Here is a 13954-nt window from a genome sequence, read left to right as displayed (position 1 = left end):
CTCACCGGTGATGTCCGGGTCAAAGCTTGTGCCACAAGTCTAGCGGCAGCGGCACTGCGAGCTCCACTTGGGCTGCCGCGCGGGCGTCGGCGACGCCGGGACCCTAGCCCTTGCGGATCAACTTGTGGGTAGCGGCCTGCGCCACAGGGCGGACGATGATCTCGTCCAGGTTGATGTGGTGCGGCAATGAGACCGCGTACTTGACGACGTCGGCGACGTCCTCCGGGGTGAGCGGCTTCTCGACGCCGGCGTATACCTTGGCTGCCGCGGTGGCATCGCCGAGGCGGTTGAGAGCGAATTCCTCCGTGCGGACGAGGCCGGGTGCCACCTCGATGACGCGGATGTTGTTCTCGGCTTCCTCCAGGCGCAGGGCGCCGGTCATGGCGTGCTGGGCGAACTTGGCCGCGTTGTACCCGCCGCCGCCTTCGTAGGCCGTGAATCCCGCCGTCGACGTCAGGTTCAAAACGGTGCCCTCGCCGTTGGCCCGCAGCATCGGGAGGAAGGCCCGGGTCAGCTTCAGGGTGCCGAGCACGTTGACTTGGTACATCCAGTCCCAGTCCTCGGTCTGGGCATTGGCCAGGGTGTCGGCGCCCCGCGCACCGCCGGCAATGTTGATGAGCGTGTCCGCTCCCCCTGCCTCGGTGACGGCTGAGAGCAAGGCCGCGACGTCGTCGTCGTTGGTGATGTCCGCGGCGAACGGCACGGCGCCGCTCTCGGCGCCGAGTGCCTCAAGCCGCTCGGCACGGCGGGCGACGGCGAATACCTTCCAACCCTCGGCGGTGAGGGCCCTCACCGTGGCTTCGCCGATTCCCGTGCTGGCGCCGGTCACTACTGCGGTCTTCGTCTGTACTTCCTCAGTCATGGCACCACCCTAACGCGGTTCACCGGGAGAAACCGCACGCCCAAGGATGTGGGCGATCGACGGAGACAGCGGGCCGGCGGAGAAGCCGAAACGCTCACTGTGCAGCACCTGGAAGCCGGCTGCGCCGATCGCGTGCAGGGTGTTGCGGTTGGGATGGCAGCCTCCGGCCATGTGCCGCCAGGCCGGAGTGAGAAGATCTTCGACGGCAGCGAGAAACCGCTTGTCCGAGCGCACGTGCTCGTAGAACGCCAGGGTTCCGCCGGGCCGAAGCACCCGGCGGATTTCCGCCAGCGCGTCCGCCTGGTCCGCGACGCTACAGAGGACAAGGCTGACTACGACGGCGTCCGCCTCGCCGTCGGCCGCTGGAATATTTTCGGCGGTTCCGGGAACAACCGTGACCGGCACTGCGGCAAGCCCTGCCTTGGATCCAGCAAGTTCCCTGAGGTAGTCATCAGGTTCAACCGCGAGGACACTTTCCACGGTGGCCGGGTACAGGCCGAACGACGAGCCCTCGCCGGCGCCGACCTCGATGACGCGGCCTCGCAGGCCAGCCAGCAGGGTGCGCCGGTGTTCGGTGCCGCCGCGCAGGTTTATCGCCGGAACCGCCCGGGCGTAGGCCCGCGCGAAGCGCGGATGCTGCGGCGTGGTCATGTGTCCGTCTTGGCGGCGCCCAGCAGAAACTCCACCAGGACGCGGGCGTGATTGATTTCAGGGTCCCTGGCGCCGTAGAGCAGCGTGACGCGCTTTTCCGCGGCCGCCAGCTCCAGCAGCTGCTCCACGGCGGGATTCTGTTCCAGCTCAGCCTGGTACGAGCGGCGGAAGTCCTCGAATCGCTCCTGCATATGGGCAAACTCGGTACGGAGGGGCGGCGAGGGAGCGATCTCCTTGAGCCAGAGATCCAGGTGGGCGCGTTCCTTGGATACCCCTCGCGGCCACAGCCTGTCGACCAGAACCCGGTAGCCGTCGTCGTCCGCTGCTTCGTCATAGATGCGCTTGATAACCAAAACGTCCTTGAGTTCCGTCATGGCCCGCATGCTACTGCACCCCTGCGTGCCACGGAACAAAGGGCGCCATGAAACAATTGGCCCATGGCTGAATCAACGCAGGGTACAGACACGCCCGCCACCGCCCCCATCAACGTTCCCGACAAGCCGGCCCTTGAAGGCCTCGAGGCTGCCCTGACGCAGCGCTGGCTGGACGAAGGAACCTACAAGTTCAACCCGGACACCACCCGGGAGCAGGTCTACTCGATCGACACTCCCCCGCCCACCGCATCCGGTTCGCTCCACGTGGGCCACATGTTCTCGTTCACGCAGACGGATGTCCAGGCCCGCTACATGCGCATGACCGGCAAGAACGTCTTCTACCCGATGGGCTGGGACGACAACGGGCTGCCTACCGAGCGCCGCGTCCAGAACTACTACGGCGTCCGCTGCGATCCCGCCATTCCCTACAACGCCGACTACCGCCCGCCGGCACAGCCGGCCAAGAACCAGCGCGATTTCGACGTCGTCTCGCGCCAGAACTTCATCGAACTCTGCGAGGAACTCGCCGTCGAAGACGAAAAGGTCTTCGAGAACCTGTTCCAGACACTCGGCCTGTCCGTTGACTGGGACCTCACCTACCGCACCATCGACGACACCTCCCGTGCGGTGTCCCAGCGTGCCTTCCTCGCGAACCTGAACGCCGGTGACGCCTACATGGCCGAGGCCCCCACCCTGTGGGACGTGACGTTCCGTACCGCCGTCGCGCAGGCCGAACTCGAGGACCGCGAGGTTGCCGGCGCGTACTACCGCTACCCTTTCTTCACCGCTGACGGCGAGAAGATCTACATCGAGACAACACGTCCGGAACTCCTCGCCGCGTGCGCCGCGTTGGTGGCGAACCCCGACGACGAGCGCTACCAGCCGCTGTTCGGCAAGACCGTCACGTCTCCCCTGTTCGACGTCGAACTCGAGGTCAAAGCCCATCCGCTCGCCAAGGCGGACAAGGGTTCCGGCATCGCCATGGTCTGTACCTTCGGCGACCTGACCGACGTCACCTGGTGGCGCGAGCTGCAGTTGCCCACCCGCGCCATCATGGGCCGCGACGGCCGCATCATCGCCGAGACACCCGAGTGGATCACCACCGACGCCGGCAAGGAAGCCTACGCGGCGATTGCCGGCAAGACTGCGTTCTCTGCCAAGGAGGCGGTGGTCGAGCTTCTCGCCGCCGCCGATTTGCTGGATGGCGAGCCCAAGAAGATCACGCACCCCGTGAACTTCTTCGAAAAGGGCGACAAGCCCCTTGAAGTTGTCACCTCGCGCCAGTGGTACATCCGCAATGGCGGACGGGACGAGGACCGCCGCGAGCGGTTGATCGCGCGCGGACACGAGATCGAGTTCCACCCGTCGTTCATGCGTTCCCGCTACGAGAACTGGATTTCCGGGCTGAACGGTGACTGGCTCGTTTCACGCCAGCGCTTCTTCGGTGTGCCGATCCCCGTCTGGTACCCGCTGGATGCCCAGGGCAACCCGGACTACGAGAACCCGATCCTGCCATCCGACGAGTCCCTTCCCGTGGACCCTGCGGCGGACGCGGCCCCCGGCTTCGACGAGTCCCAGCGCGAGCAGCCCAATGGCTTCATCGGCGACGCGGATGTCCTGGACACCTGGGCCACGTCTTCGCTGACCCCGCAGATCGTGGGCGGCTGGAGCCGTGACGAGGAACTGTTCGGCAAGGTCTACCCCTTCGACCTCCGGCCGCAGGGCCACGACATCATCCGCACCTGGCTCTTCTCCTCGGCCGTGCGGGCAGATGCCCTGCAGGACAGCGCGCCGTGGAAGCACGCCGCCATCTCGGGCTGGATCCTGGACCCGGACCGCAAGAAGATGTCCAAGTCCAAGGGCAACGTGGTTGTTCCCACCGACGTCCTGAACGAATTCGGCTCCGACGCCGTCCGTTACTGGGCCGCCTCGGCCAAGCTCGGCGCGGACACCGCCTACGAGATCGCCCAGATGAAGATCGGGCGCCGCCTGGCCATCAAGCTGCTCAATGCCTCCAAGTTCGTGTTGAACCTGGGCGCCACGGAGAACTCGGTGGTCGGCGCGGACCTTTCCGTCCTGAGCAACCCCTTAGACCGGGCATTGCTCGCGCAGCTGGCCGATGTCGTGGCACAGTCCACCAAGGCGTTCGACAACTACGACTACGCCCGCGCCCTGCAGATCACGGAATCGTTCTTCTGGCAGTTCACGGACGACTACGTGGAGCTCATCAAGGACCGCGCCTACGGTGCGGCCGGCGAGACCGAGCAGGCATCCGTGCTTGCTGCACTTGCCACCACGCTGGATGCGCTGTTGCGGCTGTTCGCGCCGTTCCTGCCCTTCGCCACCGAAGAGGTCTGGAGCTGGTGGCGCACGGGTTCGGTCCACCGCGCGGCGTGGCCGGCAGCAGTGGAAATCGTCGACGGCGACACCACCATGCTGGGCACCGTCGGCATCGCGCTGAGCGGCATCCGCAAGGCCAAGTCCGAGGCCAAGGTCAAGCAGCGCACCGAGGTCCTGTCAGCCACGATCACCGCTACCGAGTCGTTTGTGGCACAGCTGGAAGCCGGACTGGGAGACCTGAAGGCCGCGGCCAACGCCCAGGAGATTTCACTGGTAGCCGGGGACGGCGAACTCACGGTGAGCGACGTAGTCCTGGCGCCTGCCGAGGAACCCGCCCAGGCGTAGTTTGGAAGAGCCCGGGAGTTTTTCCGGGCCGCCCGGGAAGTTCCAGGCACTTGGGATTTCAGGGCAAAGGGGAAGCCCCATCAGCGTTTAGCCGTTGGTGGGGCTTCGACTTTTCGGCTGCCCGGTGACGTCTTGGCAGTCTGGCGGAATCCTCGGACTTTCAGGTCTTCCTACCTCGTCACTGGTAGCTTGCATCCAACTTTGCCGAAGGCTGCGTCAGATGCATATCACTGAATCTCTGGTTTCCGTGTCCCTCTTCTTTCGAAGTGGGTAAGTTCTATTCTTGACCCGCTCCCCGGCCAGCACAAGCCCCCTTCAGGAACTACTGGCATGTAATTCGGAGGCCTCGCTGCGGGCCTCCGGGGTTCTGGGTGCCGGTGCTTTGTGGCACAGTGTTGCTATGCCAGAACTTCCCGAGGTGGCCGGGCTGACTGCCTTTCTGGGCAGGAATCTTCTCGGTGCCGAACTGACGAAGATCCAGATCACCTCTTTTGCCGTGCTGAAGACAGCCGATCCCCCTTACTCAGCGCTGGAGGGTCGCAAGATCGTCGGTGTGGAACGCTTCGGAAAGTTCGTCAGCCTCGACGCCGAAGGCATCCATTTCATCTTCCACCTCGCCAAGGCCGGGTGGCTCCGCTACACGGAGCAGCCATCGCAGACCCAGCTTCGGATGGGCGGCAGCAATATCGCGGCAAGGATTGGCTTCACCAAGAGCGACGGTTCAACCCACGTCGGAGTGGACCTGACGGAGGCCGGGACGAAGAAAAGCCTGGCCGTATACGTGGTGCGCAGGCCCCTGGACGTTCCGGGAATAGCGACGCTTGGCCCGGACCCGCTGAGCCCGGCCTTCACGGAGGAGACCTTGGCCGGAATCCTTTCCACAAACGCGCACCAGATCAAGGGAGTCCTTCGGAGCCAAGGCGTCATCGCGGGCATCGGGAACGCCTATAGCGACGAGATCCTTCACGCAGCCAGGATTTCACCGTTCGCGATCGCCAAGTCGCTGGACAAGGACACCACCCGTGTCCTCTATGAGTCCATCGAAAGCGTCCTGGGTGCGGCTGTGGCCGCCGCCGTCGGGAAAGCGTCAAGCGAACTCAAGGACACCAAGCGGAACACCATGCGGGTCCACGGCAGGGCGGGCCAGCCTTGCCCCGTGTGCGGGACCACGATCCGCGAGGTGTCCTTTGCCGACACGTCATTGCAGTATTGCCCTGGCTGCCAGACAAACGGAAAGATCCTCGCAGACCGTCGAACGTCGCGGTTCCTGAAATAGCCTGGCCCACGGCTCAAGCTGGTTGAATTCCGGGCTAGTTGAATTCCGGGCTTTCCGTGCGGCTGCGCTTGAGTTCGAAGAAGTGCGGGTACCCGGCCAAGGTGACGGTGGCGTCCCAGATCCGGCCGGCTTCCTCGCCACGGGGAATACGGGTGAGGACAGGACCGAAGAAGGCCGTGCCGTTGACGGCGACCACGGGGGTGCCAACATCCTGGCCCACCAAGGAGATCCCCGATTCATGGCTTGCACGCAGCTGGACGTCGTATTCCTCGGAATCGGCGAAGCGTGCCAACTCGGCGGGAAGGCCGGTTTCAGCCAGGGCCTTCGAGATGACCTCGGCGAAATCCTTGATGCCTTCGTGGTGGATGAGGGACCCCATCGCGTCGTACAACGGCTTGACGTATTCGTCTCCGTGCAGCTCGCGGGCGGCAATGATGACCCGGACAGGTCCCCAGCCCTGCTTCATCTTCTCGGTGTATTCGGCAGGCAGTTCGCGGCCTTCGTTGAGGACCGAGAGACTCATGACGTTCCAGTTGGTCTCGATGCCGCGGACGTCTTCCACTTCACCGATCCAGCGGGATGTCACCCAGGCAAATGGGCACATGGGATCGAACCAGAAATCGACCTTGTTGGCGGTCTGCTCGGGCACAGGGAACTCCTTCGATAGGCGTAAGGGGCGCGGGTAGGCGGACGAAAACGGTGTCCGGCACCAATCATGCCAACCTCTGGCTAGGCGGACTTATTCCGACGCTTCGCAATGACCTCGTGCGCGATCATGGTGGGCTGGCCCTTCTTGTTCACGGCATCGGCAGTGATGACGACGCTGGCGATGTCGTCCCTGCTTGGCAGGTCGAACATGACCGGTAGCAGCACTTCCTCCATGATGGCACGCAGGCCGCGGGCTCCGGTGCCACGTTCAAGGGCTTGGTCCGCGATCGAGTCCAGGGCGTCGTCGTCGAACAAAAGCTCCACGCCGTCCAGCTGGAACATCTTCTGGTACTGCTTGATCAGGGCGTTCTTGGGCTTGGAGAGAATCTGGATGAGCGCGGAACGGTCAAGGTTGGACACAGTGGTGATCACGGGCAGGCGCCCGATGAATTCGGGAATCAGCCCGAACTTGAGCAGATCCTCCGGCATCACCTCGCCGTAGCTGTCCACGTTGTCCTTGACCTCGTTGAGCGGGGCCCCGAAGCCTATGCCTTTGCGGCCGGACCGCGATCCAATGATGTCCTCGAGCCCGGCGAACGCACCGGCCACAATGAACAGCACGTTGGTGGTGTCGATCTGGATGAATTCCTGATGCGGGTGTTTGCGTCCGCCCTGGGGCGGAACCGAGGCCACTGTGCCTTCGAGGATCTTAAGAAGCGCCTGCTGCACACCCTCGCCGGACACATCGCGCGTGATGGACGGATTCTCGCTCTTGCGCGAAATCTTGTCGATCTCGTCGATGTAGATGATGCCTTGTTCGGCCTTCTTGACGTCGTAGTCGGCGGCCTGGATGAGCTTCAGGAGGATGTTTTCGACGTCTTCGCCAACGTATCCGGCCTCCGTCAGGGCCGTGGCGTCGGCAACGGCGAAGGGTACGTTCAGGCGGCGGGCAAGGGTTTGTGCCAAGTAGGTCTTGCCGCAGCCGGTGGGACCGATCAGCAGGATGTTGGACTTGGCGATCTCCACGTCCTCATGGTGTCCACCTTCACCGAGGCCGGTCTTCGGTGCGTGGCCCGCCTGGATGCGCTTGTAGTGGTTGTAGACCGCGACGGCGAGGGAGCGTTTCGCGGGCTCCTGCCCAACGACGTATTCCTGGAGGAAGTCGAAGATCTCCCGCGGCTTGGGCAACTCGAAGCTACCGAGATCCGATACTTCGGCGAGCTCCTCTTCGATGATCTCGTTGCAGAGTTCGATGCACTCGTCGCAGATGTACACGCCGGGCCCGGCAATCAGCTTCCGAACCTGCTTTTGGCTCTTTCCGCAGAAAGAACACTTCAGCAGATCCGTGCTCTCGCCAATCCGAGCCATGTGGGAATCCCTTCGTTTCATGCGGGTGGTGCAGCCCCGTACCTATCCGCGATTTCGCGCCGATCGCAGCGGGGGCGCCACCATGACAACTTCCACTGTAGGACACAATGGGCTGCTTGGGTTGAAACAGAACGCCGATGCGGTCCATATTTCCTGAACCGCACCGGCGTCGAGTTTTGGCCAGTTACCTGGCGATAGCCTGGGGCTTGATCTTGCGGGAATCGAGCACCTGGTCGATCAATCCGTAGTTCATTGCCTCGGCAGCGGTGAGGATCTTGTCGCGCTCGATATCGTTGTTGACCTGTTCCGGCGTCCGACCGGAGTGCTTGGCCAGCGTGTCCTCAAGCCATGAGCGCATGCGCATGACTTCTGCGGCCTGGATCTCGAGGTCGGAAGCCTGGCCCCCCTGGCCGCCGGACAGCGACGGCTGGTGGATCAGGACCCGGGCGTTGGGCAGGGCGAGGCGTTTGCCCGCCGTACCTGCCGCGAGCAGCACARCCGCCGCGCTGGCCGCCTGGCCGAGRCACACGGTCTGGATCTCCGGACGAATGTACGTCATCGTGTCGTAGATCGCCGTCATGGCCGTGAACGAGCCACCCGGGGAGTTGATGTACAACGTGATGTCGCGGTCCGGGTCCGTGGACTCGAGCACCAGCAGCTGGGCCATGATGTCGTCGGCAGAAGCGTCGTCAACCTGCACACCGAGAAAGATGATGCGGTCCTCGAAGAGTTTCGTGTACGGGTCCTGGCGCTTGAAGCCGTAGGGCGTGCGCTCCTCGAACTGCGGGAGGACGTAGCGGCTGGACGGGAGATTACCGGCAGACCATCCAAAGTTGTAGTTCATTTTCATTGCTCCTGATCTGAATGTTTCTTGGTGCCGGTTACTTCTCGGAATTCGACGAGTTGGCCGTTCCGCCGCCACCGGCCACAGAGCCTGCGTGGGCGGAGATCTTGTCGAAGAAGCCGTACGAGAGCGCTTCGGTGGCCGTGAACCACTTGTCGCGGTCGTTGTCCTTGAGGATGGTCTCCACGGTCTGTCCGGTCTGTTCGGCTGTCAGCTCGGCCATGACCTTCTTCATGTGAAGGATCAGCTCCGCCTGGATCTTGATGTCCGACGCCGTGCCACCGATGCCGCCGGAAGGCTGGTGCATCAGGATGCGGGCGTTGGGCGTGGCGTAGCGCTTGCCCTTGGTGCCCGAGGAAAGGAGAAACTGGCCCATGGAGGCCGCGAGGCCGGTGGCAACCGTCACGACGTCGTTCGGGATGAACTGCATGGTGTCGTAGATAGCCATGCCGGCGGTCACGGAGCCGCCAGGCGAGTTGATGTAGAGGTAGATGTCCTTCTCAGGGTCTTCAGCCGAGAGGAGGAGGAGCTGGGAGCAGATCGCGTTGGCGTTTTCGTCACGGACTTCGGATCCGAGCCAGATGATGCGCTCTTTCAGCAGGCGGTTGTAGATGTAGTTGTCCTGGGCCGCTGGATCGACGGTTGCCATCCTGGGGGCCTCTGCGTGCTGTGACATAAGTACTTACCTCTCGCTGGTGACAGGGCCATTGCTGAACTTGCCATCCCTGATCTTCACTACTTGGACACTAACCGTTTTCCACGGCGATTTGTTCTCCCAAATCGCGCTGTTCGCTGACGGCGCACGATTGCGGAAGGGCGTACTTTGCACGGTTCCGGGGCTTAAACCAAGCCGCCCCCGGATCCATGATCCGGGGGCGGCTTGAGTTGAAACTAGAACTTCACTGCGGCGGGGTCGTCGCTCGGAACAACAGCCGCCTCTTCGGCTTCCTCGCCGGAGGCCTCTTCGCCCGCGGGGCGCACGAAGTCGCTGAGGTCGACCTTGTTGCCCTCGGAGTCGACAACCTCGGCCTGGCCGAGGACAACTGCGAGAGCCTTACGGCGGCGGACCTCGGAAACCATCATGGGAACCTGGCCGCTCTGATCGATGATCTGGGCGAACTGGTTCGGGTCCATGCCGTACTGGCTTGCCGTGGTGACGATGTAGTCGATCAGCTCGTTCTGGCTGACGCTCACTTCTTCCTTGTCGGCAATGGCGTCAAGGATGATCTCGTTCTGGAAGGCGCGGGCGGTGTTGGCCTTGACCTCGGCGCGGTGTTCCTCGGTGTCGTGATCGCCTTCACCGTGGGCGTTCTCCGGGTTGAAGTGCGCTTCGAGCTGCTCTTCGACTACAGAGTCCGGAACCGGAACCTCGATGAGCTCCACGAGCTTGTCCAGGACCTTGTCACGGGCTTCGACGCCCTGGCCGACGACCTTGGACTCAGCGGCCTGCTTGGCAAGGTCTTCACGCAGTTCGGCGAGGGTGTCGAACTCGGATGCCAACTGGGCGAAGTCGTCGTTGGCCTCAGGAAGCTCGCGCTCCTTGACGGTCTTGACAACAACTTTGACCTGGGCTGCTTCGCCGGCGTGCTCGCCGCCAACCAGGGTGGTGTCGAAGATTGCTTCTTCTTCGGCAGAAAGGCCGGTGACGGCCTCATCGAGGCCTTCAAGCATGGTGCCTGCGCCAACCTGGTAGGACAGGCCGGTGGCGGAGTCGATCTCAGCGCCGTCGATCGTGGCGGTGATGTCGATGGTCAGGAAGTCACCATCGGCGGCCGGGCGGTCAACGGACTTCAGCGTGCCGAAGCGGCCGCGGAGCTCGTCGAGGGCCTTGTCGACGTCGGCGTCGGAGGAATCGGCTGCGGCAACCTCTACCTTGATGCCGGCGTAGTCGGGGAGCTCAACCTCGGGACGGACGTCGATCTCAACCTGGAACTTCAGTTCACCGTCGGTCGAGGACGGGTCCGGAACCTCGGTGATCTCAACCTCGGGACGGCTCAGCGGACGGAGGCCGGCTTCCTGGACGGCAGCCTGGTACCAGCCGTTGAGGCCATCGTTGATGGCGGTCTCCAGGACGTAGCCGCGGCCAACGCGCTGGTCAACCAGCTTGGAGGGAACCTTGCCCTTGCGGAACCCGGGAACCTGGATCTGCGAAGCAACGGTCTTGTAAGCGGCATCGATGCTCGGCTTCAGTTCCTCAAAGGGAACCTCAACGTTGAGCTTGACCCGCGTGGCGGTGAGGTTCTCGACAGCGCTCTTCACAGTCTAAGTACTCCTGGTTTTGTGGGATGGGGTTCTGCCGCGTTCCGGATCGGAACAGGCACACAGAGTCGGGGTGACAGGATTTGAACCTGCGACTTCCTGCTCCCAAAGCAGGCGCTCTAGCCAAGCTGAGCTACACCCCGTGAATGCACAGGACAGTCTACGGGCATCTCGCCGGAGAATGCACATTTGACACTTGGCCCCTGAATTAGGTTTAGTTATATCCGGCTTCAACAGCCGCCGGAAAGATGCACGGAACCCTCTGATGGATTCGTAGAGACCCATGCAGCCTTGCCCGGGGACGTAGCTTAATGGTAAAGCCTCAGTCTTCCAAACTGATTACGCGGGTTCGATTCCCGTCGTCCCCTCCACAGAACGAAGGGCCCCTCCATGAGGGGCCCTTCGTGTTTCCGCCTGTTTGCGCCCGCCAAAGGCGCACTTCAGTTCTGGCAGCCGGGGCACCAATAGAGTTTGCGCGCACCGATCTCGGCCAGTCCCACTGTTTCGCCGCATCGCCGGCACGGCTGTCCGTGCCGCTTGTAGACAAAGTGCGCCTCGCCGTCGAGCGCTCCGGCGTTCCCGCCGCTCCACAAAGCCGATGGGGTCGTAACAATCCGCCCGTCACGGACGCCGTCGGACATCGCCGCCACGGTGTCATCCCACAGTCGTCCGGCGGTTTCGGCGCCCAGAGAGCTGCCCGGGGTCCACGGATCAACGCGCTGGCGGAACAGCACCTCCGCGCGATAGATATTGCCGATTCCGGCCACGATTGCCTGGTCCATGAGGAGGAGCCCGACGGCGGTCTTGCGGCGCAGCAAGCGGCGGACGAACTCGTCGCGATCGTCGGGCCGGTTGTGGAGAGGATCGGGACCCAGGCGCGCCAGGACGGCAGCGGCCTCCGCATCGGTGATCGCTGCGCACGTCGTAGCGCCCCTGAGATCCGCCCAGCCGTTCGCTGAAATGAGGCGAACGCGGACGGCACCCACGGGCTCAGGCGGACCCGCGTAGCTTCTGGCGCCCCCTTCGCCGGCACCTTGCTCTGCTTCCTGCGAGAAACTCTCCCGTTCGCCGATCCGCCGCGGAGCCCCGATGCTCGAGGCCCCAGTGAAGGATTCATCGCCACCGAAGCTCCACGCACCGTAGAGACCCAGATGGACATGCAGGAGCACCCCGTGGTCAAAACGGAGGAAGAGCTGCTTGCCGTGCGCCGTCGCTTCGAGCAGTTCGTGGCGGTCCAAAAGCGCCGCACCCGCGGTGAAACGGCCCTGGGGGCTGGAGACTTCCAGCACGTGGCCGGCGAAAACATCCTGGAACTGGCGCGCCAGGCGATGGATGGAATGCCCTTCAGGCATTAGGCAACGATTTCGCCGGTGTTCTCATAGGTAGCGATTTTTCCGATGCGGCGCACGTGGCGTTCGTCGTTGCTGAACGGTTCTTCCAGGAAGGCCTCGATCAGTTCGGTGGCTTCCTCGACGGTGTGCTGGCGGCCGCCGACGGCAACCACGTTGGCGTCGTTGTGCTCCCGGGCAAGCTTTGCGGTCGAAAGGTTCCAGGCGAGCGCGGCCCGGACACCCTTGACCTTGTTCGCGGCGATTTGTTCGCCGTTGCCGGATCCGCCCAGGACGATGCCCAATGCGTGAACGCCGCCCTCTTGGTCGGCGACCACCGCGGTGGCAGCGTTGATGCAGAACGAAGGGTAGTCATCGAGGGCGTCGTACACCTTGGGGCCGTGGTCAACGACGTCGTAGCCTTTGGCGGTCAAGTGGCTTACGAGGTGGGCGCTGAGCTCCATGCCGGCGTGGTCCGTGGCAATGTGGACGCGGGGTGTGGTCACAGGAAGTCCATTCAGTCTGGCGCGCGAACGCGGCAAAGCCGGGCGCGGCGTTGAGGGATGCGGTTCCTAGGTTACTAGGATCGTGCCCCGGCCCACCTCTTAAGACGAAGCCGGCAGACCGGACGACCTTCCGGCGCTCACGGGGCTGGAGGCTGCTCGCCGCGCTGGGCACGTGCCGCGACGCGGTTCAGGATCCCGGCGAGCCGGTCCGCAGTGGCCGAGGTCCCGGCGCTGAACGCCACCCTGCGGCCGCTGACCTGGCGGACGACGACGGCGGGACCGCTGCTCACGAGCATGGCCGTCGCGCCTCCGTGGTGCCGGAGTCCCCAGCCGCCAAAGTCCGCGGCCCTGACTTCCTGAGCGGCTGCGCCCGCGATGTCAACGGCCGGCACCGTGAGGACCCGCAGGACCCCCGCAACAAAGACCTGCACCCCTCTCCTGTCCGCCCTCACCCGGACAAACAGGAAACACGCTCCGATGACCGCGACTACTGCCAACAATGCGCCCAACCACGGGAGCGCAATCGCGATCAGCATGGCCGGGAACAAGGTGGCCACACAGATCATGACGAACACCGAACTCCGCGCATGGACCCACAGCAACATGGAATCTTCCGCCAGGCCCGGGTCTTCCGTCCGGATCCGCTCGGCCTCGAGGGCGGCGTCGTCTTCCGGAGTCCAATGCGGGTCCGGTTTGAAAGCCATCATCATGACCACGCCCAAGGGAAGTGCGGCACCCGCGCCGAGGGCAAGGACCGTGGCATCAACGTGCGAGCTTCGGGCGTCGGCGAGGCCTGTTTGCCCCACAAGGCCCGCGGCCAGCACGGAGGTAATGAAGAGGGTCACCATGAGGCCCATGCCCATCATGACCCTGCGCATAATCACCGGCCGGGCAAGGGGAACAGCCTGGATGAACACCAGCCAACCCGCGACGACCAGAAACCCTCCTCCGCCGAGTACGTAGGCGAGGAACGGCGCAAAGCTGATTCCGCCGTCGGCATTCCAAGCGATGGCCACGGGATCCGGGAGGTTGTTGCGCAACATGAGGGCGCACACGGCAAATGCGGCGGCCAGCAGCAGCGGAAATGCCACTGCAAAGCGGAGTGCCCGGAGGTCCAGCGAGTCGCGCATCTTTCCCATATTCCAACGCTACC

At 63.8% G+C, this 13954-nt stretch carries 13 protein-coding genes and 2 tRNA genes; 3 read left to right on the top strand and 12 right to left on the bottom strand.

Annotated features, from left to right (window positions below; all coding sequences use genetic code 11):
• Positions 1 to 103 precede the first annotated feature (103 nt).
• The 3 genes from AC1DJB_RS21145 to AC1DJB_RS21135 are packed head-to-tail and all read right to left on the bottom strand — an operon-like array spanning position 104 to position 1887.
• Positions 104 to 862 carry an SDR family oxidoreductase gene (locus AC1DJB_RS21145; RefSeq protein ID WP_284991206.1) on the bottom strand — a complete coding sequence of 253 codons (759 nt, stop codon included), beginning with the start codon at positions 860 to 862 and terminating at the stop codon, positions 104 to 106.
• Between the two features lie 9 nt (positions 863 to 871).
• Positions 872 to 1513: a class I SAM-dependent methyltransferase gene (locus AC1DJB_RS21140; protein WP_476910796.1), complete on the bottom strand. Its 642-nt coding sequence runs from the start codon at positions 1511 to 1513 to the stop codon at positions 872 to 874.
• Entirely contained in the window at positions 1510 to 1887 is a 378-nt protein-coding gene (locus tag AC1DJB_RS21135; protein ID WP_284991204.1) for a DUF488 domain-containing protein, read from the bottom strand. The genes AC1DJB_RS21140 and AC1DJB_RS21135 overlap by 4 nt, the downstream gene beginning before the upstream one ends.
• 63 nt (positions 1888 to 1950) lie before the next feature.
• Between AC1DJB_RS21135 and valS the strand changes: the two genes are divergently transcribed.
• Complete coding sequence (gene valS, locus AC1DJB_RS21130; protein WP_476910795.1) at positions 1951 to 4572, top strand: valine--tRNA ligase; 2622 nt, start codon at positions 1951 to 1953, stop codon at positions 4570 to 4572.
• Positions 4573 to 4972: 400 nt separating this feature from the next.
• Positions 4973 to 5848, top strand: coding sequence for an Fpg/Nei family DNA glycosylase (locus AC1DJB_RS21125; RefSeq protein ID WP_284991202.1), 876 nt, complete (start codon positions 4973 to 4975; stop codon positions 5846 to 5848).
• 34 nt (positions 5849 to 5882) lie between these two features.
• Here the strand turns inward: AC1DJB_RS21125 and AC1DJB_RS21120 are convergent, their stop codons facing one another.
• The 6 genes from AC1DJB_RS21120 to AC1DJB_RS21095 all read right to left on the bottom strand — a co-directional run bounded on the left by AC1DJB_RS21120 (position 5883) and on the right by AC1DJB_RS21095 (position 11110).
• Positions 5883 to 6497: a mycothiol-dependent nitroreductase Rv2466c family protein gene (locus AC1DJB_RS21120; protein ID WP_059389364.1), complete on the bottom strand. Its 615-nt coding sequence runs from the start codon at positions 6495 to 6497 to the stop codon at positions 5883 to 5885.
• An 80-nt stretch (positions 6498 to 6577) separates the two neighbouring features.
• Complete coding sequence (gene clpX / locus AC1DJB_RS21115; RefSeq protein WP_441438303.1) at positions 6578 to 7864, bottom strand: ATP-dependent Clp protease ATP-binding subunit ClpX; 1287 nt, start codon at positions 7862 to 7864, stop codon at positions 6578 to 6580.
• A gap of 184 nt (positions 7865 to 8048) precedes the next feature.
• Positions 8049 to 8708 (bottom strand): ATP-dependent Clp protease proteolytic subunit, encoded by a 660-nt coding sequence (locus AC1DJB_RS21110; RefSeq protein WP_476910794.1) that lies wholly within the window; start codon positions 8706 to 8708, stop codon positions 8049 to 8051.
• Positions 8709 to 8745: 37 nt separating this feature from the next.
• A complete protein-coding gene (locus AC1DJB_RS21105) occupies positions 8746 to 9357 on the bottom strand; it encodes an ATP-dependent Clp protease proteolytic subunit (RefSeq protein ID WP_441438311.1) in 612 nt (203 codons plus the stop codon).
• Positions 9358 to 9599: 242 nt separating this feature from the next.
• Complete coding sequence (gene tig, locus AC1DJB_RS21100) at positions 9600 to 10967, bottom strand: trigger factor (RefSeq protein ID WP_441438304.1); 1368 nt, start codon at positions 10965 to 10967, stop codon at positions 9600 to 9602.
• 68 nt (positions 10968 to 11035) lie between these two features.
• A tRNA-Pro gene (locus tag AC1DJB_RS21095) sits at positions 11036 to 11110 on the bottom strand.
• Between the two features lie 154 nt (positions 11111 to 11264).
• Between AC1DJB_RS21095 and AC1DJB_RS21090 the strand changes: the two genes are divergently transcribed.
• Positions 11265 to 11338 (top strand) — tRNA-Gly (locus tag AC1DJB_RS21090).
• A 69-nt stretch (positions 11339 to 11407) separates the two neighbouring features.
• Here AC1DJB_RS21090 and AC1DJB_RS21085 read toward each other — a convergent pair.
• The 3 genes from AC1DJB_RS21085 to AC1DJB_RS21075 form a co-directional block, all read right to left on the bottom strand.
• Positions 11408 to 12319: an Fpg/Nei family DNA glycosylase gene (locus AC1DJB_RS21085; RefSeq protein ID WP_332603593.1), complete on the bottom strand. Its 912-nt coding sequence runs from the start codon at positions 12317 to 12319 to the stop codon at positions 11408 to 11410.
• A complete protein-coding gene (locus AC1DJB_RS21080) occupies positions 12319 to 12801 on the bottom strand; it encodes a ribose-5-phosphate isomerase (protein WP_332603592.1) in 483 nt (160 codons plus the stop codon). Before AC1DJB_RS21080 ends, AC1DJB_RS21085 begins: the two co-directional genes overlap by 1 nt.
• Before the next feature lie 137 nt (positions 12802 to 12938).
• Positions 12939 to 13940, bottom strand: a complete 1002-nt coding sequence (locus AC1DJB_RS21075; RefSeq protein WP_284991196.1) for a hypothetical protein — start codon at positions 13938 to 13940, stop codon at positions 12939 to 12941.
• Between the last annotated feature and the right edge of the window lie 14 nt (positions 13941 to 13954).

Source organism: Arthrobacter sp. 01T428 (assembly GCF_056398685.1).
The sequence above is the reverse complement of the archived record's forward strand: the minus strand, read 5'-3'. Positions and strand labels throughout refer to the sequence as shown.